This window comes from Kosakonia radicincitans DSM 16656 (assembly GCF_000280495.2).
GTDB lineage: Bacteria > Pseudomonadota > Gammaproteobacteria > Enterobacterales > Enterobacteriaceae > Kosakonia > Kosakonia radicincitans.
This window is the reverse complement of sequence record NZ_CP018016.1, coordinates 5,248,249-5,274,719: the sequence shown is the minus strand read 5'-3', so window position 1 is coordinate 5,274,719 and position 26,471 is coordinate 5,248,249. Positions and strand designations below refer to the sequence as shown.

Below are 26,471 nucleotides of genomic sequence, written 5' to 3'. Positions count from 1 at the left end.
ATGCTGCGCCTGACAGTCCTCCTGCTGTTTATCCTGCTCAGCCCCCGCGCGGGGGCATTCTGCTTTGACGCAGCCGGGGCAAAGTACCACATCGATCCGCTGCTGATTCAAGCCATTGCCACCGGCGAAAGCAGTATGCGCCCGGGGATTACGAATGTTAATCGCGATAAAAAGACCGGGCGTGCGCTCAGCACTGATTACGGGCTGATGCAGGTCAACTCCTCGCACATCCCGGCGCTGATGGCTCAGGGGGTTATCCGCAGCCCGCAGGATCTGCTGACCCGTCCCTGTCTCAATGTGCAGATTGGCACCTGGATTCTGGCGAAACATTTTCAGGTATGCGGTATCAGCTGGAACTGTCTGGGTTCTTACAACGCCGGGTTTCGTCAGGATCGCCATGAAACGCGCGAATCCTACGCCAACCGGATTTATGCCATTTACCGGCGCCTTTTACTGAAAGAGCGGGGGGTAAGACTGTGACGCTGCTGACGCTGAGTATGCCGTGGCCAACGCTTGGCATCCTTTTTCCCCTTAGTCTCGGTTTGTTTAATGTTATGGCAATCCTCGTCCGTATTAACCTGGTGATATCGGGGCACCGGAACGGGGGCAGTTCTCCTGTGCGTCCGGCGATAGTCTGGCTGTATGCCGCTGCTGTCAGTGTCATGCTGCTGGCGCCTGCACCGGCGATGCTCCGCCTTCTGTCCTTTTTCCTCAGCCTGTTTCTTTTCAGAATGACGCTGACCGATGCGCTGACGGGACTGCTCCCCCGCGAAATGACGGTGAGCTGCCTGACTGCGGGGCTTACTGCCGCACTTCTGCACCCGGGGTTTACGGAACATCTCCTTTCTGCGGTCATCGCGATGTTGATATTCGGCGGCTGGCGATATGGCTCAACGAAGATTCAGGGGCGCGAGTGTCTGGGGCTTGGCGATGTGTGGCTGGCCGGTGCCATTGCCGCATGGCTCGGTGGAGCCAGCGGGCTTTATGCCCTGCTGACCGGTGTGATGTTTTTTGTCCTGTGGCAGTTAACGGTGCGTCGCATCCGCGAGGGCGGGCCGATGGGCCCCTGGCTGTGTGCCGGTGCGATGTCAGTGACACTGCTTAAACTTTATCAGCCGCTTATTACATGGTGATACCAGTGAACGTAACAAAAACAACCGATCGTGGCTGGGCTATTCTCAGCACAGGTGCGGCTTTAGTGATCCTGCTGCTGGTCAGCGTATGGGGATATTCGCTTATCAGCGACTGGATGCAGAGACGGACCTGGATGAACACCTCCGCGCAGGTGTCCCGCTTCACGCAGGCCGTAAAGAGTTATACCGGGCGTTATTACGATACGCTGCTCGCCAGTGCCACCACCACCGCGCCGGTCATTGTGACCCCCGCCATGCTGAAAAATACCGGTTTTCTGGAGCAGGGCTTCAGTGAGACCACCATTGACGGTCAGGCTTATTCCGCTGCGGTGATACGCAATGCCACCAACACCGACCAGCTGCAGGCGATTGTCTACACGCAGAACGGCTCTGCGCTGCCGTTTCTCGCGCTGCGTCAGATATCAATGGATATCTCTGCCGGCATGGGGGGCTACATCTGGACGTCAGGTATAGCCACCGGCGCAATGGGGAGCTGGACTGTTCCTCTCGCACAGTTTGGTGTCAGCAGCACGCAGGGGCATATTGCCACACTGCTGACTACGGATGAGCTGGGGGTGGCTCGCGGTGAAAGTGACCGGCTTTACCGTTTTTCGGTCACCGGTAAGCCCGATCTCAACACTATGCATACCAGCATCGATATGGGCGGCAACGACCTCAACAATACCGGAACCGTCAATGCCGTAACGGGGACGTTCAGCGGCAACGTGACCGCCGGTGGCAATATGACGGCAAACGGCACGGTAACGGGACAGAACGTCGCAGCCGGGACAAATGTCACTGCCGGCAATACCATTACAGCCAATAACGATATCCGTTCGAATAATGGCTGGTTCATTACGCGGGACGGGAAAGGCTGGCTGGATGAAACACATGGCGGTGGTTTTTATATGTCCGATAATGACTGGGTTCGGGTTGTTAATAACAAGAATATTTACACCGCCGGTCAGGTTCGCGGTGGTAGCGTACGGGCAGATGGTCGCCTGTCCACCGGTGAGGTTCTGCAGCTCGATGGGGTGAACACAGCGGGCGCAACGTGTTCACCAAACGGGCTTGTAAGCCGTGATGCGTCTGGCGCAATACTTTCCTGTCAATCCGGTGTGTGGACCAAACAGTCAAATTCTATGTGTTTATCGAATACATTTCCGGGTGCTATAGGCATTACGCGCTGTACTGTCCTTTCGTATGTTGGGGGACTACTTACTGGAATTTGCGCGGACCAAAATCCTCAGCATGATCCATTTAAAACTGGCCGACCATATACCTGGATGGCCATAGATACACCTGTCCAGTCTAACTATGTAATTCCGTGCGATTAGGTTCATCTCCGGTTCAAGTGGTAGGAAAATATGGCCGGTGTAAGATTGACAGTCACTGCAAACGGACGGCGTAACAACGGACGTTATCGTAAGTGCAGTATTCACCATCCTCCGTACACGCATCAGAACCAGAAGCTACCCACCCATCATTAATCATTCCGGATGACTGAATATATGCCTGACACACATCGCCATAATTCTCACCCGTTCCTGATACTGTCCATGTGGTTCGCTGTAGTGCAACTGTGCTTTTTCGCCACACACCGGATTGACAGTCAGTTAATGCTGCAGAAAACAGGGGTTAACCAATTCATGGAATATCCACCGCCACACCCCTCTCCCAGGGTGTTCCAGGATGACCAGTCTCCATCATGGTTAACTTTTCCAACTTCCAGCGGCCATTTCCCTCCACAGTAGTTTGCACAGACCCTGAGGCCTGATCCTCCACTGGATTGCCACACACCGGATTGACAGGAAGATAATTTACCTTGAGCAATAAGCTACTGCTGCAAGACATTGACCATTATTATTCCCCCCTCCAGTGACTATCCGCCATGTATTGGCGCTACCAGGGATACTTTGGTCGGGAGAGTTATGACCGTCATTTCCAGACCATCCGGTTAAAGTCCAACCGCCAGAAATGACTCGCATCCCATTAGGGCAAACAGCAGTTGATAATGTATTTGCTCCGCATGCGCTATTCCCCTGTACCATTTGGAATCCCCCAAGACTGGTGCTTTGCCACACACCGGATTGACAGTGATGTCTGACAGCAGTGTGATATCTTTCCTGATTTTTCAGGGGAATACCATGGCGGTCAGGAATCGGATAAAAAAAATGCCACTGGCAAAAGCACTGGATAAATATTTCAGTGCGGTCTCTGTCCACAAACGTGGTCATCTTCAGGAGTTTTACCGCATCAACGTTATCAAACGTTCAGCGCTGTCACTGAAGTGCATGGATGAGATTACCTCCGTGGATATCGCTGATTACCGTGATATGAGGCTGAATACGGTGAGCGACCGTACAGGACGTACTGTGAGTCCCAATACGGTCAGGCTTGAACTGGCCTTACTTTCGGCGCTGTATAATCTTGCGCGTATCGAATGGGGAACCTGCTCACACAATCCCGTCGAACACGTTCGTAAACCTGCGGCGTCCCCCGGGCGTACGCGCCGGCTGACCTCCACCGAAGAGCGTCGGATTGCGCGCGCCCTCCGCCAGAAAAATCCGCAGCTTCTCGCCATTTTTCATCTGGCGCTGGAAACAGCCATGCGTCAGGGAGAAATTCTGTCCCTGCGCTGGGAATATGTGGATCTTCATCTGGGCATTGCTCACCTGCCGCTCACGAAAAATGGCACCGCCCGTGATGTGCCTTTGTCATGGAAAGCACGACAGGTCCTGAAAGAGTTTGCGGGGCCGGTGACGGGGCCGGTTTTTGATTACACCTCAAATGGTTTTAAAAGCGCATGGCGGGTTCTTCTGGCTGAACTGGAGATACATGATCTCCATTTTCACGATCTGCGTCATGAAGCGGTCAGCCGCTTGTTCGAGCTCGGGACGCTGAATGTCATGGAGGTGGCGGCGATCTCAGGCCATAAGAGTATGAATATGCTGAAACGGTATACACACCTTCGGGCCTCTCAGCTGGTCAGCAAACTGGATGCCCGACGCCGTCAGGCACAGAAGCTGGCAACGTTATTTGTTCCCTATCCGGCAGAGGTTTCAGAATCCGGCGGCCTGTTCCGGGTGCAGTTCAGTGACCTGGAGCACACGGCTATTACCGCAGTAAATCGTGATGAAGCCCTGGCAAATGCAGCTTCACATCTTCTGCGAATTCAGGCTCTGGCAGCGCGAGCCGGTAAAAGGCTTCCGCCACCAGGTGAAATTGGCGTCCGGGAAGCTCATCGCGTACTGATTAATCCCTTCCATAAAGGGGGAGAGGCAGCAGGCACTGATAACGGAACTTAATCGGTGATCCCCTCCCCGGAATAATTTTAAAAAATGGCTGATGAGTTAATCATCGCCATTCACGGCGTGTTTTAGCACCTTATGGCCGTTCTGCTGTGCAGCCATAAGGAATCCCTGTATGTCACTCAGTCATGCCTCGCCCGAGGAACTGCTCCCTGAAGCTCCTGAGCATCAGGTCAGTGCGCCGGAGGTGCAGTCCGCTGCTGCGGTTAAGCCACGTATCCGGCTTCCGTTCAGCCCCCGAAAAATTCTTCAGACTGGCAGCATCATTTTGCTGACTGTCAGTCTGACGGGTTCCCTGATCGCGCTGGTTGTCATGGGGCGTCAGGTTTCAGACCTGACCATACGTGTTAACACACTCGATGCGGCATTCCGCAGCGGCCAGATAGGCCAGCTCACCTCAAATATTTCAGCGATGGAAGCGCGCCTGAAGACGCTCGAACAGCAGGCGGCCACGCTTGCCTCACTTCCTGCTGCTGTGCAGTCGGCCGGTGAGCAGCAGAGCGCCCTGAGAACATCCGTCAGTCAGCTTCAGGAGGCCGGCAACGACAACACCCGGGCGGTGACTCAGCTGCAGTCACGCGTGGGCTCTCTTGAACACGATGTACAGCAGTCCCGGGCCGAGCTTGATGAGATTAACCGTAAGGCGGAACTCACGCAGAAAACGCCGGCGCCTGAAAAGCCCCGGACCAGCACTGGTGCAGTGCCCCCCCGGGTGGGCGCCGCTGTAAAAAAGACTGACCGGTCAGCCAGGCGTACGGTGACGCCGGCTGCACCGTTTGTGCTGACCGGCATTGAACGCCGTGGTGGTCAGACCTTCGCCGTCGTCATTCCCCGCGGTGTCTCGCAGATATCGGCCATGCGCCTGCTCTCACCGGGGGATGCCATGCTGGGCTGGACGCTGCGCTCAACGGAGGGCAGCGGTGCTGCTGTCTTTCTGGTAAACGGCCGCGAACACCGGATTCAGGTTGAATAAACGGAGATAACGCTTTGATGAAAAAAACACTGATGGCCTCACTGTTTCTGGTGCCGCTCATGACCTCCGCTGCCACGGTCAGGACTTCCTCCGCGCAGAGCAGCATATCCACATCGCAGGAGTCCTCCACCGGAGTGCTGAGTGCGCAGCAGCAGGCGCAGCAGTGGGGACTGTCTGACAGCGACTGGAGCCGTTATCAGACCCTGATGAAGGGGGATCGCGGCATTATGTCACCGGGCCTTGACCCGCTGACGGCGCTGGGTGTGGAAACCGATAACAGTGCTGAACGCCGTCGCCTGGCTGAACTCTGGGTGAGGCACGAATACCAGCGAAGCGAAAAGGAGCTGGCCTTTCAGCGCGAAATCAATGCTGCCTGGCTGCGACTGTATCCGGAGACGCTGGCCGTCAACATGGGCAGCAATGCGGCGGGTATCGCGCACGACACACAGGGGCGTCTCGCCCTGTTTGTGAAAGAGAACTGCTCGCGTTGCGATGCGCGTCTGGCGGCCGTGCTCGCCGACGACCGTCCCGTCGATATTTATCTGGTCGGCGGAAACAGCGATGAGGCCATCCGTACCTGGGCCATCCGTCACAACATCCCGGTGGAAAAAGTCCGCAGCCGCCAGATAACGCTCAACCACGACGGTGGCCTGTGGCTGCGCTACGGGCAGGGCCAGATGCCGGTGATTCTGCAGCAGGGGGAAAACGGATGGCAGCTCGCCGCATTCTGATGCTGGGTGCCGGGATTCTGTTTGCAACAGCGGCGTCCGGCGCCACAGACCTGCAGGTTATTCCTGATGCGTACCGGCAGATAGCCGCCGCTGAGCGGGTGCCGGCGGAGTCACTGTATTCGCTGGCAATGGCCGAAAGCACCCGCAAAACTGCCTGGGGTGCGAAGCCGTGGCCCTGGACCATTAACGTGGCAGGCAGGGGTTACCATTACAGCACGCGTGAAGAGGCCTTTACGGCGCTGCTCGGGTTTATGCAGCGCTGGCCGCTGAAAAATATTGATGTCGGTGTGGCCCAGGTGAACCTGGGCTGGAACGGGCATTTTTTCCCGACGTACCGTGATGCGTTTGATCCGTACACCAATCTTCGCGCAGCGGCCCGTATCCTGCGGGCCTGCTATGACGCCCGCCCCGGCAGCTGGCTTCGTGCGGCGGGCTGCTACCACCATCCGTCAGGCGGTGCACACGCGGCAACCTATATGGCCATTGTGCGACGCAAGCTCAGTCAGATAGCCATGACCGGTACACCGGCGGCCGTCGGTCAGCCCGGGTTACTGGCCCGAAATTCTCTTTCCTGGATTGAACCGCAATGAAAAATATGCTTCGTTATACCCTTGTTTTCACGCTTTTTTCAGGGCTGCTGACCAGTGCCTTTAGTGCCTCTGCCACGCTGACCGTGGTGGGCGACCTCGGCGGTGAATCCACAGGACCGCTGTTTGACGCCATCAATGCCGGTCCGGGTCAGTCTGCAACGGAGTCGCCCGTTCTCCCGCCACCGCCGGCATCGCTTTCCCTGTCCGACATGCTGCCGGTCAGCACGCCTGAAATGTCACCAGGCGCTGTCGCCGCCCGGCCGCTGAATCTTCCCGGCATGCCGCCGGTGTTTGTACTGGGTGACGATGCGTCTTCCCGTCAGTGGCTCACGCAGCACGCCACCACGCTCAGCCGCATGCAGGCAACCGGCATGGTTATCAGTGTCAGGGATGAGCAGGGATTAAACGCACTGCGTCAGCTGGCGCCGGGGGTGGCAATGGTGCCTGTCAGCGGCGGTGACCTGGCCCGTCGCCTGGCACTGACGCATTATCCTGCCCTCATCACCGCAACGGGGATATCACAGTGATGCCGGCCTCCCTTATCGCTGAGTTGCTGAACCCGCACAGGGGACTGTCTGTCCTGGCAATGACGGGGGCGGTAGTGCTGGCATTCCTGGTATTAAAACCGCGCACTGTCAGTCAGCGCCGCCATCGTCGCTATCAGAAACAGGCCGCACGGGCGCTGCTTCGCCTGCCACAGCTGCGCGACGAGGCGGCAAGGATGGCCTGGTTGCGTAAGATGAACCCGTATGTGTTCGAGGAAATGCTGCTGACGGCACTTTCCCGGCAGGGCCTGCGCATACAGCGTAACGCCCGTTACAGCGGTGATAACGGCGCAGACGGTCAGGTCTGGATCAACGGTCGTCGCTGGCTGATTCAGGCCAAACGTTACAGCGCCACCATCAGTGCCGCGCATGTTTCGGTATTCGGGTTACTGACAGAGCGCGAGGGGTGTCCGGGGCTGTTCGTTCACACCGGCCGGACCGGCGAGGTCAGCCGGGAAGCCTTTCGCCGCTATGACGGCATCATCCTTATCAGCGGGCAGCGCCTGCTCTGGCTGCTGTCCGGTGACCGGCGCTGGATGGACACACTGACCAGACCGCCACACCGCTCCCTCACCCCACAAAGTCAACGTAAAGAACCGGCACCATCCCCCGTCATCCGCGATTAAGAAGGAACATTGCTATGCCCAGAATGCTGTATTCCCTGACAGACCGCATCGTCGACCTGGTTACCTCTCAGGCGGCAAAAACGGCCTCGATGGTCATTTTCGTCCTCGTGCAGTGTGTGCTCAGAATATGTATTCTGCGTCCCCTCATTATCTTTTGCTGCATGGTACTCGCGGTACTGATCGCCGTGCCTGTTGCGGTTTTTATCAGTCCGTCGTTCACCCCGGATGTGCTGGCTCAGGGCCTCTTACGGGTGATTCACCTGCTCCCCGGGGCGTATACCCCGCTGTGCGTAGCCGGTGCACTGTCTGAACTGGTTTACCTGATTCGCCGTTTTACGGTTCTCCCTGATTTCTGGCCGGATAATGCGGCTCAGCGAAAAGGGAGATAAGCGATGAGTGATTTTCTGGCGAGAACGGATGCTAACCCGCCACACTGGGCGGGGGAGGTTATCGGCAAATGGGATGACCATAAGTTGCGCCTGTACGGTGGTTTTCTCCGCCGGCATTACTGGACCGATCAGGGCAGTATTAATGTGTTCTGCATAAAAGGCACCGACCATCCTGACTATCAGGGGCTGACCTGGCATGAGTTTCTGCACCGGGGTAAACGCATGGACCGGAACATACCGATGCTGGAGCGTAATCCGGGTTACTATCTGGAGACTGACCGTAAAAAACCTTCCATGTATTACAACAGCTATGACGGTATTGACTGGTATATCGGTGCTGACGGCAATCACCGCAGCGGTCTGGCACGGTTTCTGTTTCATGAGCGGGAAATGGCGTATCTGCATGGCGTGCATCTGAACCATTATGAGTTCGATGAACCCCTGCTGGCCGTGTATCTGGCCCTTCGTGAGGAACTGAGCCAGCATGCGGCACAGGGCTTTCACATGGACCTGAATGTCAACCGCGTTCATCGCGCCCGGGAGGATACCGCAGGCTGGAAAACCGATATCTATTCCACGTCGCTGTATTTCAGTGTGGGGTCATGGTGCAGGGAACACGCTGACAACCTGGACATCAGCGCACTGGCTGCACCGCGTGATTTTTCGTGTCCGGATGAGGGATGGCAATTGCTTGTGTCTCTGATGGCATGGCGGGATAAGCGTACTGCAACAAAACGTCCCGGATTTTTCAGCCGGCTGACCAGCAGGGGGCGTACATGAGCGATCGCTATGTGATGGAATCCCTGCTGCGCCCGGCTGTGGAACTGTATTCCGCAACGGTTGCGGCCAGTGCGACCTGTATCTGCCTGACCGCCCCGTGGGCGGTGGCACTCTCGCCTTCTGTCAGTTGGGTGACGGCCGCCGGTTTCGGCGTTCTGGCCCTGAAGCGCACCCGCGAGGGCATGAAAATTCTGCGCTACCGGCAGAATATCCGCCGTCTTCCCCGTTATGTACTGACCAGCGAACAGATACCGGTCAGCCGGCGCCATCTGTTTCTGGGGAAAGGTTTTCAGTGGTCTGTGCGTCATACCCAGCGGCTGATTGAGGCGCGTCGGCCGGAGTGCGAAATCTATGTGCAGCCCTCCGTGCTGTACCGCATGGCGCGTGAGATGGAAAAGAAGATGGAGTACAGCCTCCCCTGGCTGTGCCGGCTGACCCGCACGGATTCGGCGCTCAACCCTTTTCGCCCTTTACCCCCGGTCGGGGGCAGCCCGGTGTATCACGGTGTCGAGCCTGATGAGACTACGGTGACCTACGATCTCGGCGAACGCGTCGGGCATATGCTCGTTATCGGCACGACCCGCGTGGGCAAGACCCGACTGGCGGAGCTGCTTATCACCCAGGATATCCGCCGCACAAACGCCGCCGGTGAACACGAGGTGGTCATTGTGTTTGACCCCAAAGGGGACGCGGACCTGCTCCGGCGGATGTACGCAGAGTCGCACCGCGCGGGGCGTCAGGATAACTTCTGGGTGTTCCACCTCGGCTGGCCCGATATCAGCGCCCGGTATAACGCCGTCGGACGGTTCAGCCGTATCTCCGAGGTGGCCTCCCGCGTGGCCGGTCAGCTCTCGGGGGAAGGTAACTCCGCGGCATTCCGTGAATTTGCCTGGCGGTTCGTCAATATCATCACCCGCGCGCTGGTCGCCCTCGGACAACGCCCGGACTACGGCCTCATTCTGCGGTATGTCACCAATATCGGTGAGCTGTATGAGACTTACGTGGATAACCTGCTGAGCGAAAAGGCGCCGCAGCTGATGAATACAACGGAAGCCATGATGCAGAGCGGGATCAGCGATAAGGACCTGCCGCGTCATCTCCAGGGACGGCCTAACGGCGTGAAAATCTGGGTGTCAGAGCAGGTGCTCGGCAGCCCGGAGGGGAAAAAACTCTGGGACCCGGTGCTGGACGGCCTGCGCAGCGCGGTGCAGTACGATCGCACCTACTTCGATAAAATTGTGGCATCCCTGTTGCCACTACTGGAGAAACTCACTACCGGCAAAACGGCCGCGCTTCTCGCCCCCGACTACACCGACCTGGACGATCCGCGTCCAATTCTCGACTGGCACAATATCATCAAGTCCCGAGGCGTGGTGTACGTGGGCCTCGATGCACTCTCCGACCCGGTGGTGGCCGCCGCCGTTGGAAACAGCATGTTCGCAGACCTCGTGTCTGAGGGAGGCCACATCTATAAGTTCGGTCTCGGTGATGAGGAAGAGGGGAAATCCGCAAAGGTGGCCATCAACCTTCACTGCGATGAGTTTAACGAGCTGATGGGGGATGAATTTATCCCGCTTATTAACAAAGGCGGTGGTGCCGGTTTTCAGGTGACGGCTTACACCCAGACGCTTTCTGACATCGAGGCCCGCATCGGCAGTACGGCCAAAGCGAACCAGGTGGTGGGTAACTTCAACACTCTGGTGATGCTGCGCGTGCGCGAGAAAAACACCGCCATGCTGCTCACCGATCAGCTCCCGGAAGTGGATGTCTACCAGAAAACGCTGACATCGGGTGTCACTGACGTCTCACGTCCCGGGGAAGGCACGGACTTTAACAGCAACGTCAACGACCAGGTGAGTCTGGTAAAAGTACCGATGATCAGACCCGCAGACATCATCAATCTGCCGAAAGGCCAGGCCTTTGCGCTGCTGGAAGGGGGAAGACTGTGGAAAATCCGCATGCCGCTGCCGGCGGATAACAACGATCCACATATGCCAGCCAGCCTGAAACACCTGGCCGACAGTATGGAGAAAAACTACCACACCGGGGAAACCTGGTGGACCGGTGGTGACATAACGTATGCAGGAGGGCCGGATGCCACAGCAGGACAGTGAGAACGGGCAGCGCAGCGCGACGCCCCGACAGCGACAGTCCGGTCCGATTGGCCTGCTGCTCTGGGATTTCCCGATGGGCCTTATCGGTGTGTTGCTCGGTTCACTCCTGGTCAGCCTGCTTATCGAGTATGTCTGTATAGCGCTGTTGTGGCCGGAAGAAGGCGCGGCCCACAGCTATCAGGTGATGGTGGCAGAAAGCCACTGGCTCTCGGAAGGGTATACGCGCAGTCTGCTGATGGCCGCCCCGGTTGAGACAGTCAGCCGGTGGGTGCACGTTGCCTGGCAGTGGCTGTTTGTGGATAGCGGGTTCAGTGGCTGGCTGCAGTCATTTAAATCCCTGAGCGAAAAAGGTAGCGGGCTTATTCCGGCGCTGAACGGAATCGGAGCCACGCTTGTGAGCTGGCTGGGTGTTTACCTTCAGGCCACGGTCTGGGTCACGCTGATATTCTTCATCCGGGTAATGATCCTGTTCCTCAGCCTGCCGCTGTTCGCGCTGGTTGTCATCACGGGCGTGGTGGACGGGCTGGTCAGACGTGACCTGCGTCGCTACGGCGCGGGGTATGAATCGAGCTTTGTGTATCACCATGCCAAACGCTTTATCAAACCCGCCCTGTATGGCCCCTGCATGCTCTATCTGGCATGGCCAACTGCGGTGTGGCCGAATCTGCTGTTGCTGCCATCAGCCTTGCTGGTCGGTGGTGTGCTGGCCGTGGTGACCGGCTCGTTCAAAAAATACCTCTAGAAAGTCACCCGCAGTACAGTTTTCGGGAAGATGCCCGGAAGCCCGCAGTTGGTGCGGGCTTTTTTTGTTCAATGCGATCCCTTCCGAATCATGATCGCTACAGACATTCTCCCTGGCCGCTGCGGGCTGGTTACTGTCGTGTATCGGATGCTGCAGGAAATCAGTTAACTGTCTGGAACAGTGCAGTTAAAAAATCACTGAATTTTTCATGAGACTCAATCACATATTCTGTCGATGCTTTATCACGGATCTGAAAACAGTCTCCTTTGAGGCTGTAAACGAATATGGACATACCATCTTCACCAATCAGCACTTTATCTGTGAGATTCGGGTCAACATAAATTTCATTGTCTCTTGTCTCAAAGTTGCGGACGTAGATATTGGACCACAGAGGTTCGCCGTTTTCTGCCTGTACTAAGTTGTATAGCGTCAGGCCGTTGAACTCCAGTCCGTCCATGATTTTGAACATATCAGAGTAGTCTTTCCGGTTAATCAGGAGGCTCTGAATATCTTCGTAAACGGAAGTTTTCTGCGCATCCCATTCTTCAGGGGGCGCTTTACGCATCAGGTCGGACATTACGTTCTGTTCTACCGGGCTGACAACCGGATAGTTATTGGCAACCATCAGAGTATTGAAGTCACCGATCAGCTGTTTTGTATCTTTCATAGACATATTTTACTTCCTTACCGGGTAAATTACCCCATTCGGCGAAGGCCACAAAACCTCAGTGCTGGCATTGTAAGGGAGGTCTTTGGTTATGATCGCCTGTGTCTTTGATAGAGCGGAATGATAAGGCGAGTTCTGGATCAATATCAGGTTATCAAAATTATTAGTGCCACCGTCATCCAACGGGATTTTGTGGTGAACCTGCCATCCTGACGGTACATTCCCGTTGGCAAGGCGGAGGATATCGTTCGAATCAAACGTTGACAGTGCGTCAGGGTGATCGGAAAGGGACTTAAGGAAAGCGGGCCGTACAGTGTTGTTGAATTGCCCGCGTAGCGCATTGTACTCGGTGCGGTCACGGCGAAGGTAGTTAAGCTGGGTGACGTTCATGTCATCCAGCAATACATGGGCTTTCTTGTATTTTCCCAGATAACTGGTGAGTTCCTCAGCCGACATCGGGTTTCTGACTACCAGAAGTGATGCCGCAGCAACCATCATCCCTGAGGTTGTTTCGTTTAATACCTGGTCATATCCCTTTATGGCATCGCCACCGAGCTGTTCCGCCGTTTGTCGGAAACCCTCAACGTTTCCGTTATAGATACCCCCAGCGGCCAGAAGCCGACCGGCGGCTTTACTGTTGATAGTTTTTGCTGTCTGAGCATGCTGCGCTGGCGCTGACGGGCGAACGTACCAAACCGGTCGTTTCAGTTGATGTGAGATGAGGTAGCTGAGCCGCGAATTAAGGAACAGGGGCAGATCACTGCGGAGGTTCCCGGACGAAGTTAACACGCCAGTGATGGCATGGCCGGGCATATTTTTTCTCAGCAGAACGACCTTTCCGGACCTGATATCGTCCAGAGTGTCCCGATACGCCATCCAGGGGCGCTGCCAGTGGAACTGGTGATATCGGCTGACAAACCGGTTGTATCCCTGCGGCAAATTCCACTCCTGAAAGATTCGGTTTTCCCGGGCGGTATCACCGAGGTCTCGCACCGCCGTATCCGGATGGATAATGTAGGGAATATCCTCAAACCAGATGTCGTCCAGTGACTTTGCCACACAGTTATGAAGCATAAACATCCCTTTAGTTTGTTGTTACACGTCTGATTATTACGTATACGTGAAAAAAGGCAAAATCTGGGTAATGCCCCGTGGTTACACCGCAAAAAGGGAACGAAGCGACAAGCGTTGGGCCGTTCTGTTTTATTCTGATTGTATGCCAGAGGCTTCCGTTATTAATTTTCGCTGACACATAAAGAATTTCCTGCTGTAAGACACGCCGCTTTGCGTCACTCTGCCGACGACCCGTTAACCGGAGAGCCGCAGAATGCCTCATACCCGAATCCTCACAGCCCTGCTGATGGCCGTCCTGCCCGCGCTGCAGTGCCACGCTTCAGAGAAAGATGAACTCGCGCTGGTCATGCGCCAGCTCGACCAGGTGCAGGCCGGGCTGGACCGCGCCCGCGTGGTGGCGAACCAGACCCAGGATGCCCGCTTTTACTTCGATTACCAGCAGGCGACGCGCGATATCACCACCATGAAGCAGGGGATCTCAACCTATCTGGAACCCTCCCGCGCGCAGCCTGCGTCACCGTCGTCTTCTGTCACCGGACAGTACCGCGCACAGGCACCGGCATGGCGATGAACGGTGCACAGCTTAATGGCTGGAGCGCCGGCACCGGCAGCAGCCTCACGCCTTCGCAACTGAACACGCTCATCCTCGGTACGCTCGCGGTCGTCATCCTCCTGTTCAGCGCCTGGGCGCTGGTTCAGGCCTATCGCGGGGTTGCCTCGAAATCCGTGACATTTCGTCAGTTCAATGAGCTTGCCGTGCGACTGATCGTGCTTTACCTGGCAATGCTGTTTCTGTTTTTCCACTGAAAGGACCATATCAATGATATCCACATTACTCAGGCGTTACCGGGCTATCCGGGCCCGTGCAAAACACATATTGCTGACAGGGCTGTTCTTTACCGGTAATGCCCTGGCTGACCTTCCTCCCATTGAACAACCCACGACTGGCGGCGGTGGCGGGACGTACAACATCATGATGGGTTACGCAAAAATGGGCGGTCTCGCACTCGGACTGCTTGTCAGTGTGGGGGCATTTCTGGCCGTGGCGCATGCTGTCATCACGTCTTTCCATGATATCCGCAAGGGCAAAGGCTCCTGGACGGAATTTCTGCTTTACGGTGTGGTGGGCATCATTCTTATCCTTGTAGTTATTTTTCTGGCGACCAAAGCGTCAGACATTCTGTAAGGAGACTCTATGGCCGTCATCGATTTCCTTCCTGACCGTCTGAACAACCCGCCTGTGGTGTGGAAAGGTTTCACGTCCGGTGAATTTCTTCTGGCGGCCATCACCGGCGTCATTGCCGGTATTCCGCTGGCGGTGCCGCTGGCTCTGGTGCCTTTTATCGGCTGGCTGGCCTTTCCCACCTGTATGCTGCTGATGCCGATGTTCGTCATCTTCTTCGGCGGGGGCTGGATTGCGGGTTACAAGCGCGGTAAGCCGGAGAATTATATCTGGCAACGCCTGGAGGAAATCCGCTGTCGTACCGGTCTGTCCCGTGCCCTGATCCTCAACAGCCGGGCATGGGAGATGAAACGTACCACAGCGATAAAACGCGGAGGTCTGTCATGAGTCGTTTCCGCAATGGCATGACCGCGCGGGATAATCACATTTTCTCCCTGCGCATCGCCTGTGCGCTGCTGTTCGCCGGCATGCTGATGGCCGGTATCGGCTGGATGCGTGCACCGTCAGAACTTACCATCCACAATCCGCCGGATCTGCGTTCAGGGAGCACCCGTAAATGGTGGGAAGTGCCGCCTTCCACCGTGTACAGCTTTGCCTTCTATATCTTTCAGCAGCTCAATTCCTGGCCAAAGAACGGCGAGGTGGATTATCCGGCAAAAATTGCCCAGATGAGTCCTTACCTGACGCCGTCCTGCCAGGATTTTCTCAATAAAGACGCAGAGATGCGTAAAAACAGCGACGAGCTCCGGGACCGCGTGCGCGTGGTGTATGAGATCCCGCGCCGTGGCTACAGCAGCCGCAGCGTCACCATTCTCGATCAGGACCACTGGATAGCACAGATCGATCTGGTTGCGGATGAGTATTACCACACTGAGCCGGTAAAACGTGCGCTGGTCCGCTATCCGCTGAAAGTGGTGCGCTGGGAGGGTGATCCGGAACGCAATCCCTTCGGACTTGCTCTGGATTGTTATGCGGCCACCCCGCAGCGGCTGGAGGCCGTCACGCTGCCTGAGCCGGAGAAAAAGTGATGAAGAACCCGTTAAAAAAATGCCGTCTGCTCCTGCTCGCCGGACTGATCCTGTCGGGGGCGGCAGACGCTGTGGAGCTGATGAAGTGGGAACGTATCCCGCTGCAGGTTCCCCTGACGGTGGGTCAGGAGCGTATCGTTTTTGTGAATAAAAACGTGCGTGTCGGCTTTCCACCCGCGCTTAACAATAAGCTGCGTATTCAGAGCACCGGCGGCGTGGTGTATCTCGATGCGAGTGAGGCGTTTCCGGTGACGCGGCTTGAGCTGCAGAATAAGGAAAACGGGGAAATTATTCTGCTCGATGTATCAGCCGCACCGGGAAAAACCACGCGTGAACCCGTGAAAATTGTCTATGACGGCGAAGTGGCCACCGCAACCGCCAGTGACAGGCAGTCCGTCAGCAGCGAGGGTGACAGCACCGGCCGCAGTGCTCAACAGGCTGATACGGAAACCACAAAGCCGGACCGTAAGCCCGCGAAACTGAATGCACCGCTGCCGGTGGTCCTGACCCGCTATGCGGCCCAGAACATGTACGGCCCGCTGCGTACGGTTGAACCGGTGCCGGGTATCAGCCCGGTGTCACTGAAGCTGCCTTCCGTCATTACCACACTGATGCCTGCTGAACCGGTCACCGTCACGCCGATGGCCGCCTGGAGTCTGCAGGGCAGCAGCGTCGTCGCGCTGCAGGTCCGTAACCGTTCTGCCGGCAAGGTTATTCTTGATCCCCGCGCGCTGGAAGGTCAGTTTACCACGGCCACCTTCCAGCACCGCTGGCTGGGGCGCGCAGGCACACCGGAGGATACAACGGTCCTCTATCTGGTGACGGCCGGACGCCCGGAGGGTGCCTTCATTGCTGAGCCACCCTCGCTGCAGCCCGCTGACGGACATAAACGGAGAGCGAAAAAATGAAGGCACCCTCCTCAAATCTTCTCGTGAAAGTCGCCGTTCCGGTGGTACTGGCCAGCGCGGTGGTGGTGGGCGTGAAATCCTGCTCGGGGGGGGAACATCAGACGGCTGCGCCACATACCGCCAGCAATGTTGCGCTGAAGGACCTGTCGCCGGAAGACCTCAAGGCGCTGGGTATTGAAGGTGACACGCCGCAGGACACACTGCGCACGGTGGTGGGAAATTTCCGCAAAGTGCAGGACCGTCTCGATACGCTCGCGGACGATAACAAAAAGCTCAGCGACGAAAATAAAGCCCTGAAAACCACCAACAGCAATGTGGACACGCAGATTAATCAGGCAGTAAGCAATGCCCGTGCCGAGGAGGCGCAGAAACGCCAGCAGCTCAGTGCAGAGGTCACCGATCTCAGTACCCAGGTCAAACAGCTGATGGACCAGTTGCGGAATGGCGGTGCCGGCACGGAATCCGGAAAAAACAGCGGCTCCGGCAGTGATATTCCGATCGGGCTGGGCTATGACAGTGGGCTGAACAGCGGCGCTTCCGGTGTCTCATCTTCCTCCGATGGTCTGCAGTGGGTTGAACCCAGAGACGGTGTCTCCGTGGATGCCAGCGGTCGGCCGGTGACTGACAGCAACAGGAATAACGCTACCGGCTTCTCGTTTGCTGATGCCGCTGACGCCGGTAAACAGGCCGTCGGCAACACCGCAGCGGCGGTACAGACGCAGCTTACGGATGCACAGAAGGCCACCGACCCGGTGTACACGCTGCCGGAGAATTCCACCCTCGTTGGCAGTCGCGCGATGACCGCACTGCTGGGGCGTATCCCCGTGGATGGCAAAGTGACCGACCCCTATCCCTTCAAGGTGATGATTGGCAAAGACAACCTGACGGCAAACGGCATTGAGCTGCCCGACGTGCAGGGGGCCATTGTTTCCGGCACGGCGACGGGCGACTGGACGCTGTCATGCGTGCGGGGCTCCATTACCAGCATCACCTTTGTCTTCAGCGACGGCACGGTTAGGACGCTGCCTTCGCCTGACGGACAGGGGCAGAACGGAAACAGCAGTAATCAGAACAGTCAGGGCGGTAATAACAGCAGTATTGGCTGGTTGTCCGATGATAACGGTATTCCCTGCATCTCCGGGACGCGCAAGAGCAATGCTTCGACATACCTGCCGACCATCACCGCACTTGCGGCCGCCAGTGCGGCGGGGGATGCCGTGGCGGAAAACCAGAGTACCGGCCAGACCAACGCTTACGGTGGCGTGACCTCAACGCTCACCGGTAATGCCGGTCAGGCCGTGCTGGGTAAAGCGCTCTCCGGCGGCATGCGTGAGACCGTTGACTGGGTGAAGGCCCGCTATGGCCAGACGTTTGATGCCATCTACGTGCCGCCGGGTCAGACAGTGGCTTTGCATATCACGCGCCAGCTGGCCATCGATTACGAGGAAAAAGGCCGCAGGGTTAAATACGATTTCAGCCTGGCCGGCAGCGGCACGGGCATGGACTGACGGAGAGACTGATGCAAAACGATATCCCTGATACCGCTGTGATGAGGTGGCGCAGTTTGCGTCCCGTCACGCTTTTCCTGACCGGAGCCGTGGCACTGCTGCTTGCCGGCTGCAGCACATCAAAAGATGAGATGCTCCCGCCGGGTGACAGCACCATGCTGGAACTATGGAATGATGGTGCTTCAGCCACCCATGCAACCGGTGAGAGCCGGACCACCCTGCGCCGTCCGGTTACGGACAGTGAGCGGGTTATTTCGCGGCAGACCCGGGACAGCTACAGCCGCACCCAGGAGAATGAAATCCAGCAGACGTTTCCGCGCCTGCCCAACCCCGACCTGGTGATGTACGTCTTCCCGCATCTGGCCGACGGCAACACGCCGGTGCCCGGTTACAGCACCGTATTTCCCTTCTACAGCCAGGTACAGTACGCGCTGCCCGGCGAGCGCACGGAGGATTTGTAATGGCCTTTTCACTTTTCCGTCGCAGGGCTGAAGCGCAGGAAGCACACCAGTACGGTGACGGGCCGTTTTCTGTTAACGGCCATGAGCCCCTGACGCGCGAGGGACGTCTGACCCGCAGCGAGGAAGCGAAGTTGTATGAGACGGCTCCGTCCATCATCGATCACATTCCCTGGGGGGAATATCTCCCTGAACATCAGTGCATCCTGCTTGATGACGGCGTGTCGGTCGGGGCAGTTTACGAAATCATCCCGGTGGGCACCGAGGGGCGTCCGGATTCCCGCCTGGAGGAAATTCGCGACGTGGTCGAAAACGCCCTGCAGGACAGTCTGCCGGAGCTGGATACACATCAGTGGGTGGTGCAGTTCTACTGTCAGGACGAGTCTGACCTGATGGTGTATATGGATAAGATCCGGGGGTATGTTAAGCCCCGGGCGCAGGGCACTGACTTCACCGACGCCTGGCTGAGGGAACAGGCCCGTCACCTGCAGAATGTGGCCACTGAAAAAGGCCTGTTTGTCGATGAGGCCGTCACCGGTGCGCCGTGGCGCGGTCAGATACGTCGTACGCGTATGGTCATCTACCGCTGGGTGGAGTCACCGTATCGTGACCCGATGGCCCCCGAGGTGCTGCTGAAGCAGGTCTGCGATCGCCTGACGGCCGCCATGAGCGGTGCCGGTATTCAATGCCAGCGCCAGAACGGCGAGCAGATCCACAGCTGGCTGCTGCGCTGGTTCAACCCTGAACCAACGTGGGTGGATAAGGCCACGTTGTATCGCTGTGCCAGACATACTGACGACGCTCCTGGCGAACTGCCGTTGCTGAATGATTTCAGTGAAAGCCTGTGGTTCACCCGCCCCCGCAGTGATGCGGAGAAAGGCGTATGGTGGTTTGATGACGTGGCGCACAGGGCGGTGCCGGTGGCTCGTCTGCGCAGCGCACCCACCACGGGGCACCTGACCGGCGAGGTCCGCCGTGGCGATAATATCAACGCCATTATGGACCTGCTGCCGGAAGGTACGGTGCTCGTCATGACGCTGGTTATCCATCCGCAGGACAAGCTGGAGGAAAACTTTGCCCGGCTGAGTCGTGACTCGATGGGGGAGAACGTGGATTCGCTGCGTGCCCGGGAGGATGCGGCCACCGCCCGCACTTACCTGGGTAATAAGCATAAACTGTATCGCGCGGCAATTACCCTGCTGATTAAAGCCCGCGACCTGCCTTCACTGGACAGTCGCTATCTCGACCTCAGCAGTAAGCTACTGAACTGCGGGCTGGAGCCGGTAAACCCGGAGCATGATATCGGACCGCTCAGCACCTACATGCGTGCATTACCCATGTGCTTTAATCCGGAGCAGGACCGGCACAACTGGTATACCCGTCTGATGTTCGTGCAGCATTTTGCCTGCCTGGCGCCGGTGTACGGGCGTGATACCGGCACCGGCAACCCGGGCTTTACCTTTTTTAACCGGGGCGGTGGTCCGCTGTCCGTCGATCCCCTCAACAAAAATGACCGTACGCAGAACGCCCACCTCCTGCTGTTTGGGCCGACCGGTGCAGGTAAATCGGCTACCGCACTTGATAAGCTGGCACAAATGATAGCCATTTACCGTTCACGTATCTTTTTACTGGAAGCCGGTAACAGCTTCGGGCTGGCCGGAGATTACTTTGAGTCCCTGGGGCTCACCGTTCATCGTGTCAGCATCAAGCCCGGTAAGGCCATCTCGCTGGCGCCGTTCGGCGATTCGCATCTGCTGATGCAGGAAAAACCGGATGAACTCATTATCAGTGAAGACGCCCTGCCGGATATTGATGACGATGAGGACAAGGATGAAAAACGTGATGTGCTGGGTGAGATGGAGATTGCAGCACGTCTGATGATTACCGGCGGCGAGCCAGCGGAGGAGCAGAGAATGACGCGCGCCGATCGCGGGATGATCCGTGAGGCCATCATGATCGCCGCGCGGAGTACGTTTGAGGCCGGACGGCAGATGTTGCCTGAAGATCTGATGTTTGCGCTGCAGGGCATCGCCCGGGATGCCGGAATGGGTGAGGACGGGCGCGAAAAACGTACGGCCGCGCGCCGGGCCCGCGCTGAGGAAATGTCGGAAGCGTTACGGATGTTTACCGAAGGCTTTGAAGGTGAGCTGTTTAACCGTCCGGGTACGCCGTGGCCGGAGGCTGATGTGACCATCGTTGATCTCGGCACGCTGGCGCGCGAAGGCTATGAGGCGCAGATGGCCGTTGCGGTGATTTCCCTGCTCAACACCATCAACAACATTGCTGAGCGCGAGCAGTACAGTGACCGGGATATTATCGTGTCGATCGATGAGGCGCATATCGTGACCGCAAATCCCCTGATGGGGCCTTATGCCACCAAGATTGTGAAAATGTGGCGTAAGCTGGGTGCCTGGCTCTGGCTGTTCACGCAGAACCTGGCCGACTTTCCGGATACGGCCAAAAAGATGCTCAATATGGCGGAGTGGTGGATTTGTCTGGTGATGCCCCCTGATGAAGTGGAGCAGATAGCGCGTTTTAAAACGCTGAACAGTGAACAGAAGGCGATGCTGTTGTCTGCCACCAAACTTCCTAAAAAATATACGGAAGGCGTTATTTTGTCACGTAAGGTACAGGCCCTGTTCCGTGCCGTGCCCCCGAGCCTCTACCTTGCTCTGGGTATGACAGAAAAAGAAGAGAAAGCTGAAAGACGCCTCATTATGAATGAATTACAGTGCAGTGAACTTGAGGCTGCGTTTCATGTTGCGCGCCGGCTTGATGAAAATCGCGGACTGAGTATCTGACAGGGGAATTCATGAAGAAACTGACTATGGCACCGCCGATGGTCGTTGCGGACAAAGCGCTGATTGCGTCTGTCATTTTTACCGTACCGCCGCAGGGTATGGCCTCGATAGGGCAGTCTGACAGCGTGTCGCTTGATACGCTGCTGCGGGAAATACTGAAACGTCTGAAAACACCGTTTTTGCTGTCGGTTTACCCGCACCGTGTTGGCCGTCGCAGTTGCGTGGCGGTACACCTGACGGATGAGAATGAAAAAAAACTGGATATCCTGATCACTGTGACCGGTAATACGCTGTGGCCCGGTGAAGCGGAGTTCAGAAATGGCCTGCGTTGGAATGTCTGCGTACCCGACGCCACCGACCTGCTGTGGGTACTGAAGGAGATTGACAGAGTTACGGGCGGGGAAATCTGCAGTTAACAGGACCTGCGTGTTTGTCGGACAGCGCAGTCTGCTGTCTGACAAATACGCAGGCTGCGGGTGCGGGCGGCAAAGAGCCCGCGTTGATTTGCCTTTCAGTCCTTCGGGAATATCGTGTCTGAAACATTACAGTCTGCCTCTTCGATGCCAGTCCCGAGTTGTCAGTAGCCATTGTTGTAGCGACTCTGCATTTTATACAGGCGTCGTGTTTCATTTCGTCGTCCGTCCGGTGCTATGTTTGCGCCCATACTGATGCAGTGTTCCCTGCGACGGTCAATGGCTTCCCGTACGGCATCGTCGTCCGACAGGTCCATCACAGCCAGCCACCGGCGGGCGGCACGGCGCCACTGCCCCCGGTGTTCCAGACTTTCAGCAATACTGTCTTTCAGTTCCATATATCTCCATCGCCAGGCAGTCATGACATTGCCGGCTATTCTTCCACAGACGCAATCACAGTTCTTTATTTAACCCTCAGCGCGCTTCCGGAAAATGGCATCTGAACCCCCATATCGGAGACTTCTGATGCGCTATCCCTTTGAACTCGATCCACAGATTATCCATCACATTATTTACAGCCAGGCCGGTTCCATCGGCAAGGCCGTGATAGAACTCATCATGAACAGCGTCGATGCCGGCGCCGGCGCGGTGATTATCGATATTACCCCGGAAGGCTTCTCCTGCCGGGATGATGGCCGGGGTTTTGCGTCATACGATGATGTTAAGCGCTACTTTGGCCGGTTCGGCACCCCGCACCAGGAGGGCGATGCCACTTACGGCCGTTTCCGGCTCGGGCGGGGGCAGATTATGGCACATGCCCGGACGCTGTGGCGTTCACAGCGATGGCAGATGTCCGTTGATACGCGTGAAATGGGGTATCACTATGATCTGGAAGAACTGACTCAGCCGATTCAGGGATGCATCATCAGCGGTGAATGGTATGAGCCGCTCACCAGCCAGGAGCGTATGTCCTGCCTCCAGGAAATCCGCGACCTGGTACGCTATACGCCCGTCACGGTACATCTCAACGGCACCATCATTACCCGGAATCCGGCGCTGGAAAAGTGGGATATGGAGGACGATGAGGCCTGGTATCGCCTGCGCGAAGACGGTGCCGTATCCATTTACAATCAGGGCGTCCTGGTACGACATGACCCGGCTCATATCTGGGGCGTGGGTGGCCTTGTCGTCAGTAAAAAGCCGCTCGCGCTGAACGTCTCACGCACCGAAATCCTGCGCAAGACCTGCCCTGTGTGGGCATCGATTGCGGCCCGGTTTGGCCGGCTTGCTGCCACTTTTTCTGACAATCAGGGTAAGCACCGTAAAACGGAAGCCCGGCGGGAGAAAACGGCGCGATCGCTGCTGTCAGGCGAGGGAGACATGCAGAGTCTTTTCAATGGTGAGGAGGTCATCACCCTGCTGCCCGGAAAGCAGCATGTTACGCTGGAGCACTTCATCCGCAAATGCTGCCATTACCCCTCTGCGGTGGATAAAAACTGTTTCACTCTCATCCGTTATGCCGGTGATGTGCCCCGGGGAGAACTCATTGCCCGTGCGGGGATCGCACCCGTGGTGCATCCGGTCACGCTTTCCCGCTTTGGCTGTTATGAGCCGGAAGAGTTTATGGAGTGCCTGAGCCGTGTCCGGGAAAACCTCATGGCGTACAGGGAACCCCTGCCCCGGGAGCAGCGATGGGGTTCCGGCTGGCTGTCAGAACTGGCGCTCGTTGATTTTGAGACGCTCAGCACAAACTTTATCGACAGCACGCAGATGGTCAGTGAGAAACAACTGGATAAGGAGACACGGCGGGCGTGGACGGCGCTGCGATGGTGTCTGGCCCGGTATGCTGCCGTCTGTTCGGGGGGTGAGGCGGGTTATCAGTCACGTTCTTACGGCGGCAAATGCTTCCAGATCCTGCTGGGTGAGTCCACGTCGTCCGATGCCTGGACGGACGGTGAAACCTATATTGCCTACAACATTGATATCGTGCGCCGGCTGAAGCCTGATGCGCTGCGTACCGCCAGCCTGCTGTTCAGCCTGACGGAACATGAGGTGGCGCATGAGGGTGACAGTCTGGACTGTGGCCATGATGAGGCCTTTTACCAGCGGTTTCATGACATCAGTACCCTGTGCGCCCCCGACAGGCAGCGTTATATGCACGTCTGGCTGATGAAATACACCACCAGTCTGGAAGCGGAGAGCAAGCGTGCCAAAGGCACAGCATGGCGGGAACGTTACCTGACCGAGCGAGCCAGTACCGGCCGGGAGAAAAAGGGGCTTCCCGGTGTCATCAGCCATGAAGGCATTGAGGACGCTGTGAACGCACCGTCTGAGCCGGAAGATGTAGCCCGGCTCAGCTTTCTCAACCTGCAGTTGAACGGTGCGGGCACGGTAGCACCGGCGGAGACCGACTGGAATAGTGTGGTGGCCGCGGGTATTGAGCAGACCCGGGTAAATCAGGACATACGTGGCCAACAAAAGAAACTACTGGAGGAATGGTACGCTTCAGATAAAGATGAGACCGATATCCTGACGGATGAGCCACAGGCAGATGAAGCCGAAGAGCAGATGTGGCTGGAGTCCCGTAAATTGCATTACCTGTCCATTTTACCCGGGGCGACTGAGGAAAATCTGCATGACAGGGCTGTGGCATTTCTTGCTTATATGACCGATTCAGAAGAGGAGGAACTTGCCGCCTGGGCCATGCGGGCCTGGGAAAACAGTGACCAGTGGTATGCCAGAAATACCCTGTCGTGCAGTGAGGCTGATTTCCTGTATGAGCAGGATTTTGATCAGCCACTTGGGGAAAATGTCCCGGCAGACTGGCTTCCGTTTATGCAGGAGGGCGAAACCCGATGGAGCATTGAGCGTAACGCGGCAGCGGCCGGGTTTATCCGGGAAATGGATTATCTGGAGTGGCGTCGCGACAGCGCCATCGATGACATTCCCTGACTGTGCATAATACAGGGTTTGTCAGCCGACCGGGTGGTGTGGATTTTGCTTTCTGTCAACCAGTCATACGGATAATAAATTATCGGCACCGGGCTCAGAGTTAATTACTGACCAGCTGTATCATTGACCGCACCCTGAGCGGGTTACTCACTCAGGGAGTGTTCTCCATGAAATTACCTGTCTGCTGCCTCGCAGCACTTTTCCTTACCGCCGGCGTCCGTGCCGGCACCGTCATTTATACCGACAGTACCCACCCGGTCACGGGCAACCCCGGTCCTGAAGTGACCGTCGTTCTGCTCGATGCCCCTGACCGGCTGCAGGCGCAGCTGTTCGGGCCGCTGTCGGCAGACCCGGCGCAGGCTGAGCAGCAGGCGCGGACGGTTATCGGTTCACCGGATTTTCAGCGACGCCAGCAGGACCTTGCCGGGGCTTATGCCGGCCTCACGCGTGCCTGGTCGCTGGGTCTTGAGAAATACCCCGCGGTGGTGTTTGACGATAAGTGGGTGGTTTACGGCACCTCTGACGTCGGCGTTGCCACACAGAAGCTGAACGTATGGAAGGAGAAGGCACAGTGAAAATGTCTTTCTCCCGCCCGCGCCGGCTGGCGCTGGCTACGTTAATGGTCTGCACGGGCACGATGGCCAGCGTCAATACCGCCAGCCTGCTCTCCAGTGCCACCAGTCCGGACTGTATCAGCTGGCGCATCAGCGGCATCTGTTACTGGCTGTTCTGCACGCCGTTCGGCTGCTCGGTGAAAACCTCCGTGAAGGTCACGCATTTTATTCCTGAAGCCGTGGTTTCGGCCTACCTCAGCCCGGGTGCCAATCCGTGGACCGAAATATCGGCTGTCAGCAGCCTGGCCGACAGCACCGAAAGCACGCTGCTCGGTAGTGCTGCAGGTGTGGCCACCGGCGGTGGCCGTCAGGAGATGAAAGCCCCGGGTGAGCGCAAGCAGAACCTGCACTTTTACTATGGCGATGCGTATGGCCATCCGGCCACCAGGCTCATCGGCGGGATGGTCCCGGGTTATTCCTGTGACAGTGCCGCCACGCCGTTTATGCCGTACTTCACGAGCAGCCTCGATGCGCTGGCCTGGCGCACAGGCGTGCCGGAATCGCTCTACCCGGAGGCGTTAATCCCGGGGCAGCGTGAAATCGGCAGCACGACCAGCGGCAATATGTGGGGCAATGTCTACCCCCGCAGTGGCTTTGTCACCCAGACCGACAGCTACAAATCGGCGGCCGTTGTGGTGCAGCGCGTGGCCGATATCATCACCCGCCAGGGACAGCTGCATGTTTACAGCCCGCTTACCGGCCAGCGATCACCGGGGTACTGGCCACCTGAGCCGGTGCAGGAGAATACCGGCACGAAAAATCACAAGTGGCAGCGCCTCTCTCCGCAGTTGTCGCAGAGCTGCGCGGTGTTCCCCGACACCGGCGGACTGACGGCTGAAGACGGCAACTATGCCTGGGCACTGTGGCAGCCCTACAGTTGCTGCAAACGACGTGGCCAGACCTTCCTTTACAGCACCGATTTCTCATGAGG

At 57.3% G+C, this 26,471-nt stretch carries 29 protein-coding genes; 26 read left to right on the top strand and 3 right to left on the bottom strand.

Going from position 1 to position 26,471, the window contains the following annotated elements; translation table 11 throughout:
- From Y71_RS25390 to Y71_RS25325, 13 genes are all read left to right on the top strand, one after another.
- Positions 1 to 480 carry a lytic transglycosylase domain-containing protein gene (locus Y71_RS25390; RefSeq protein ID WP_007372594.1) on the top strand — a complete coding sequence of 160 codons (480 nt, stop codon included), beginning with the start codon at positions 1 to 3 and terminating at the stop codon, positions 478 to 480.
- Positions 477 to 1,133 (top strand): prepilin peptidase, encoded by a 657-nt coding sequence (locus Y71_RS25385; protein WP_007372595.1) that lies wholly within the window; start codon positions 477 to 479, stop codon positions 1,131 to 1,133. Before Y71_RS25390 ends, Y71_RS25385 begins: the two co-directional genes overlap by 4 nt.
- Before the next feature lie 5 nt (positions 1,134 to 1,138).
- Positions 1,139 to 2,470 (top strand): shufflon system plasmid conjugative transfer pilus tip adhesin PilV, encoded by a 1,332-nt coding sequence (gene pilV, locus Y71_RS25380; protein WP_230159793.1) that lies wholly within the window; start codon positions 1,139 to 1,141, stop codon positions 2,468 to 2,470.
- An 810-nt stretch (positions 2,471 to 3,280) separates the two neighbouring features.
- Complete coding sequence (locus Y71_RS25370) at positions 3,281 to 4,441, top strand: site-specific integrase (RefSeq protein ID WP_007372600.1); 1,161 nt, start codon at positions 3,281 to 3,283, stop codon at positions 4,439 to 4,441.
- 118 nt (positions 4,442 to 4,559) lie between these two features.
- A complete protein-coding gene (locus tag Y71_RS25365) occupies positions 4,560 to 5,417 on the top strand; it encodes a hypothetical protein (RefSeq protein WP_007372601.1) in 858 nt (285 codons plus the stop codon).
- Positions 5,418 to 5,434: 17 nt separating this feature from the next.
- On the top strand, positions 5,435 to 6,148 hold the full coding sequence (locus tag Y71_RS25360; protein WP_007372602.1) for a TIGR03759 family integrating conjugative element protein: 714 nt from the start codon (positions 5,435 to 5,437) through the stop codon (positions 6,146 to 6,148).
- Positions 6,127 to 6,738: a transglycosylase SLT domain-containing protein gene (locus Y71_RS25355; RefSeq protein WP_007372603.1), complete on the top strand. Its 612-nt coding sequence runs from the start codon at positions 6,127 to 6,129 to the stop codon at positions 6,736 to 6,738. Before Y71_RS25360 ends, Y71_RS25355 begins: the two co-directional genes overlap by 22 nt.
- A complete protein-coding gene (locus Y71_RS25350) occupies positions 6,735 to 7,265 on the top strand; it encodes an integrating conjugative element protein (protein ID WP_007372604.1) in 531 nt (176 codons plus the stop codon). The genes Y71_RS25355 and Y71_RS25350 overlap by 4 nt, the downstream gene beginning before the upstream one ends.
- On the top strand, positions 7,265 to 7,909 hold the full coding sequence (locus Y71_RS25345) for a restriction endonuclease (protein WP_007372605.1): 645 nt from the start codon (positions 7,265 to 7,267) through the stop codon (positions 7,907 to 7,909). Before Y71_RS25350 ends, Y71_RS25345 begins: the two co-directional genes overlap by 1 nt.
- Before the next feature lie 14 nt (positions 7,910 to 7,923).
- Positions 7,924 to 8,298, top strand: a complete 375-nt coding sequence (locus tag Y71_RS25340; protein ID WP_007372606.1) for a hypothetical protein — start codon at positions 7,924 to 7,926, stop codon at positions 8,296 to 8,298.
- Positions 8,299 to 8,301: 3 nt separating this feature from the next.
- Positions 8,302 to 9,078, top strand: a complete 777-nt coding sequence (locus Y71_RS25335) for a hypothetical protein (protein ID WP_007372607.1) — start codon at positions 8,302 to 8,304, stop codon at positions 9,076 to 9,078.
- Positions 9,075 to 11,192, top strand: a complete 2,118-nt coding sequence (gene traD, locus Y71_RS25330) for a type IV conjugative transfer system coupling protein TraD (protein ID WP_007372608.1) — start codon at positions 9,075 to 9,077, stop codon at positions 11,190 to 11,192. Before Y71_RS25335 ends, traD begins: the two co-directional genes overlap by 4 nt.
- The gene (locus tag Y71_RS25325) at positions 11,173 to 11,934 is read left to right on the top strand and encodes a TIGR03747 family integrating conjugative element membrane protein (RefSeq protein ID WP_007372609.1); all 762 of its coding nucleotides are present in this window, start codon (positions 11,173 to 11,175) and stop codon (positions 11,932 to 11,934) included. The genes traD and Y71_RS25325 overlap by 20 nt, the downstream gene beginning before the upstream one ends.
- 160 nt (positions 11,935 to 12,094) lie before the next feature.
- On the opposite strand, the gene Y71_RS25320 is transcribed toward Y71_RS25325, so the two are convergent.
- The gene (locus Y71_RS25320) at positions 12,095 to 12,601 is read right to left on the bottom strand and encodes a YrhA family protein (RefSeq protein WP_035943488.1); all 507 of its coding nucleotides are present in this window, start codon (positions 12,599 to 12,601) and stop codon (positions 12,095 to 12,097) included.
- A 9-nt stretch (positions 12,602 to 12,610) separates the two neighbouring features.
- The gene (locus Y71_RS25315) at positions 12,611 to 13,675 is read right to left on the bottom strand and encodes an HNH endonuclease signature motif containing protein (protein ID WP_007372611.1); all 1,065 of its coding nucleotides are present in this window, start codon (positions 13,673 to 13,675) and stop codon (positions 12,611 to 12,613) included.
- A gap of 253 nt (positions 13,676 to 13,928) precedes the next feature.
- Between Y71_RS25315 and Y71_RS25310 the strand changes: the two genes are divergently transcribed.
- The 10 genes from Y71_RS25310 to Y71_RS25265 are packed head-to-tail and all read left to right on the top strand — an operon-like array spanning position 13,929 to position 21,977.
- Positions 13,929 to 14,246 carry an integrative conjugative element protein, RAQPRD family gene (locus Y71_RS25310; RefSeq protein ID WP_007372612.1) on the top strand — a complete coding sequence of 106 codons (318 nt, stop codon included), beginning with the start codon at positions 13,929 to 13,931 and terminating at the stop codon, positions 14,244 to 14,246.
- On the top strand, positions 14,237 to 14,482 hold the full coding sequence (locus Y71_RS25305) for a TIGR03758 family integrating conjugative element protein (protein WP_007372613.1): 246 nt from the start codon (positions 14,237 to 14,239) through the stop codon (positions 14,480 to 14,482). The genes Y71_RS25310 and Y71_RS25305 overlap by 10 nt, the downstream gene beginning before the upstream one ends.
- Before the next feature lie 13 nt (positions 14,483 to 14,495).
- Positions 14,496 to 14,861, top strand: a complete 366-nt coding sequence (locus Y71_RS25300) for a TIGR03745 family integrating conjugative element membrane protein (RefSeq protein ID WP_007372614.1) — start codon at positions 14,496 to 14,498, stop codon at positions 14,859 to 14,861.
- 9 nt (positions 14,862 to 14,870) lie between these two features.
- The gene (locus Y71_RS25295) at positions 14,871 to 15,245 is read left to right on the top strand and encodes a TIGR03750 family conjugal transfer protein (protein ID WP_007372615.1); all 375 of its coding nucleotides are present in this window, start codon (positions 14,871 to 14,873) and stop codon (positions 15,243 to 15,245) included.
- Positions 15,242 to 15,886, top strand: a complete 645-nt coding sequence (locus Y71_RS25290; RefSeq protein WP_007372616.1) for a PFL_4703 family integrating conjugative element protein — start codon at positions 15,242 to 15,244, stop codon at positions 15,884 to 15,886. The genes Y71_RS25295 and Y71_RS25290 overlap by 4 nt, the downstream gene beginning before the upstream one ends.
- Complete coding sequence (locus tag Y71_RS25285; protein ID WP_007372617.1) at positions 15,886 to 16,794, top strand: TIGR03749 family integrating conjugative element protein; 909 nt, start codon at positions 15,886 to 15,888, stop codon at positions 16,792 to 16,794. The genes Y71_RS25290 and Y71_RS25285 overlap by 1 nt, the downstream gene beginning before the upstream one ends.
- On the top strand, positions 16,791 to 18,302 hold the full coding sequence (locus Y71_RS25280; protein ID WP_007372618.1) for a TIGR03752 family integrating conjugative element protein: 1,512 nt from the start codon (positions 16,791 to 16,793) through the stop codon (positions 18,300 to 18,302). Before Y71_RS25285 ends, Y71_RS25280 begins: the two co-directional genes overlap by 4 nt.
- A 41-nt stretch (positions 18,303 to 18,343) precedes the next feature.
- Positions 18,344 to 18,763 (top strand): TIGR03751 family conjugal transfer lipoprotein, encoded by a 420-nt coding sequence (locus tag Y71_RS25275; protein WP_035943490.1) that lies wholly within the window; start codon positions 18,344 to 18,346, stop codon positions 18,761 to 18,763.
- Positions 18,763 to 21,561, top strand: a complete 2,799-nt coding sequence (locus Y71_RS25270; RefSeq protein WP_007372620.1) for a conjugative transfer ATPase — start codon at positions 18,763 to 18,765, stop codon at positions 21,559 to 21,561. Before Y71_RS25275 ends, Y71_RS25270 begins: the two co-directional genes overlap by 1 nt.
- Positions 21,562 to 21,572: 11 nt before the next feature.
- On the top strand, positions 21,573 to 21,977 hold the full coding sequence (locus Y71_RS25265; RefSeq protein ID WP_007372621.1) for a hypothetical protein: 405 nt from the start codon (positions 21,573 to 21,575) through the stop codon (positions 21,975 to 21,977).
- 161 nt (positions 21,978 to 22,138) lie between these two features.
- On the opposite strand, the gene Y71_RS25260 is transcribed toward Y71_RS25265, so the two are convergent.
- Entirely contained in the window at positions 22,139 to 22,396 is a 258-nt protein-coding gene (locus Y71_RS25260) for a PerC family transcriptional regulator (protein ID WP_230154172.1), read from the bottom strand.
- Positions 22,397 to 22,499: 103 nt separating this feature from the next.
- Between Y71_RS25260 and Y71_RS25255 the strand changes: the two genes are divergently transcribed.
- From Y71_RS25255 to Y71_RS25245, 3 genes are all read left to right on the top strand, one after another.
- Positions 22,500 to 24,926 (top strand): ATP-binding protein, encoded by a 2,427-nt coding sequence (locus Y71_RS25255; protein ID WP_007372623.1) that lies wholly within the window; start codon positions 22,500 to 22,502, stop codon positions 24,924 to 24,926.
- Between the two features lie 167 nt (positions 24,927 to 25,093).
- Complete coding sequence (locus tag Y71_RS25250; protein WP_007372624.1) at positions 25,094 to 25,501, top strand: TIGR03757 family integrating conjugative element protein; 408 nt, start codon at positions 25,094 to 25,096, stop codon at positions 25,499 to 25,501.
- 2 nt (positions 25,502 to 25,503) lie between these two features.
- Positions 25,504 to 26,469 (top strand): TIGR03756 family integrating conjugative element protein, encoded by a 966-nt coding sequence (locus Y71_RS25245; RefSeq protein WP_370517755.1) that lies wholly within the window; start codon positions 25,504 to 25,506, stop codon positions 26,467 to 26,469.
- Positions 26,470 to 26,471 lie beyond the last annotated feature (2 nt).

Excerpts from the sequence above, each read along its gene's own strand:
- Y71_RS25390 (WP_007372594.1), top strand. The coding sequence starts at position 1 with ATGCTGCGCCTGACAGTCCTCCTGCTGTTTATCCTGCTCAGCCCCCGC.
- Y71_RS25370 (WP_007372600.1), top strand. The coding sequence starts at position 3,281 with ATGGCGGTCAGGAATCGGATAAAAAAAATGCCACTGGCAAAAGCACTG.
- Y71_RS25365 (WP_007372601.1), top strand. The coding sequence starts at position 4,560 with ATGTCACTCAGTCATGCCTCGCCCGAGGAACTGCTCCCTGAAGCTCCT.
- Y71_RS25360 (WP_007372602.1), top strand. The coding sequence starts at position 5,435 with ATGAAAAAAACACTGATGGCCTCACTGTTTCTGGTGCCGCTCATGACC.
- Y71_RS25355 (WP_007372603.1), top strand. The coding sequence starts at position 6,127 with ATGGCAGCTCGCCGCATTCTGATGCTGGGTGCCGGGATTCTGTTTGCA.
- Y71_RS25350 (WP_007372604.1), top strand. The coding sequence starts at position 6,735 with ATGAAAAATATGCTTCGTTATACCCTTGTTTTCACGCTTTTTTCAGGG.
- Y71_RS25345 (WP_007372605.1), top strand. The coding sequence starts at position 7,265 with ATGCCGGCCTCCCTTATCGCTGAGTTGCTGAACCCGCACAGGGGACTG.
- Y71_RS25340 (WP_007372606.1), top strand. The coding sequence starts at position 7,924 with ATGCCCAGAATGCTGTATTCCCTGACAGACCGCATCGTCGACCTGGTT.
- Y71_RS25335 (WP_007372607.1), top strand. The coding sequence starts at position 8,302 with ATGAGTGATTTTCTGGCGAGAACGGATGCTAACCCGCCACACTGGGCG.
- traD (WP_007372608.1), top strand. The coding sequence starts at position 9,075 with ATGAGCGATCGCTATGTGATGGAATCCCTGCTGCGCCCGGCTGTGGAA.
- Y71_RS25325 (WP_007372609.1), top strand. The coding sequence starts at position 11,173 with ATGCCACAGCAGGACAGTGAGAACGGGCAGCGCAGCGCGACGCCCCGA.
- Y71_RS25320 (WP_035943488.1), bottom strand. The coding sequence starts at position 12,601 with ATGAAAGATACAAAACAGCTGATCGGTGACTTCAATACTCTGATGGTT.
- Y71_RS25315 (WP_007372611.1), bottom strand. The coding sequence starts at position 13,675 with ATGCTTCATAACTGTGTGGCAAAGTCACTGGACGACATCTGGTTTGAG.
- Y71_RS25310 (WP_007372612.1), top strand. The coding sequence starts at position 13,929 with ATGCCTCATACCCGAATCCTCACAGCCCTGCTGATGGCCGTCCTGCCC.
- Y71_RS25305 (WP_007372613.1), top strand. The coding sequence starts at position 14,237 with ATGGCGATGAACGGTGCACAGCTTAATGGCTGGAGCGCCGGCACCGGC.
- Y71_RS25300 (WP_007372614.1), top strand. The coding sequence starts at position 14,496 with ATGATATCCACATTACTCAGGCGTTACCGGGCTATCCGGGCCCGTGCA.
- Y71_RS25295 (WP_007372615.1), top strand. The coding sequence starts at position 14,871 with ATGGCCGTCATCGATTTCCTTCCTGACCGTCTGAACAACCCGCCTGTG.
- Y71_RS25290 (WP_007372616.1), top strand. The coding sequence starts at position 15,242 with ATGAGTCGTTTCCGCAATGGCATGACCGCGCGGGATAATCACATTTTC.
- Y71_RS25285 (WP_007372617.1), top strand. The coding sequence starts at position 15,886 with ATGAAGAACCCGTTAAAAAAATGCCGTCTGCTCCTGCTCGCCGGACTG.
- Y71_RS25280 (WP_007372618.1), top strand. The coding sequence starts at position 16,791 with ATGAAGGCACCCTCCTCAAATCTTCTCGTGAAAGTCGCCGTTCCGGTG.
- Y71_RS25275 (WP_035943490.1), top strand. The coding sequence starts at position 18,344 with ATGAGGTGGCGCAGTTTGCGTCCCGTCACGCTTTTCCTGACCGGAGCC.
- Y71_RS25270 (WP_007372620.1), top strand. The coding sequence starts at position 18,763 with ATGGCCTTTTCACTTTTCCGTCGCAGGGCTGAAGCGCAGGAAGCACAC.
- Y71_RS25265 (WP_007372621.1), top strand. The coding sequence starts at position 21,573 with ATGAAGAAACTGACTATGGCACCGCCGATGGTCGTTGCGGACAAAGCG.
- Y71_RS25260 (WP_230154172.1), bottom strand. The coding sequence starts at position 22,396 with ATGACTGCCTGGCGATGGAGATATATGGAACTGAAAGACAGTATTGCT.
- Y71_RS25255 (WP_007372623.1), top strand. The coding sequence starts at position 22,500 with ATGCGCTATCCCTTTGAACTCGATCCACAGATTATCCATCACATTATT.
- Y71_RS25250 (WP_007372624.1), top strand. The coding sequence starts at position 25,094 with ATGAAATTACCTGTCTGCTGCCTCGCAGCACTTTTCCTTACCGCCGGC.
- Y71_RS25245 (WP_370517755.1), top strand. The coding sequence starts at position 25,504 with ATGTCTTTCTCCCGCCCGCGCCGGCTGGCGCTGGCTACGTTAATGGTC.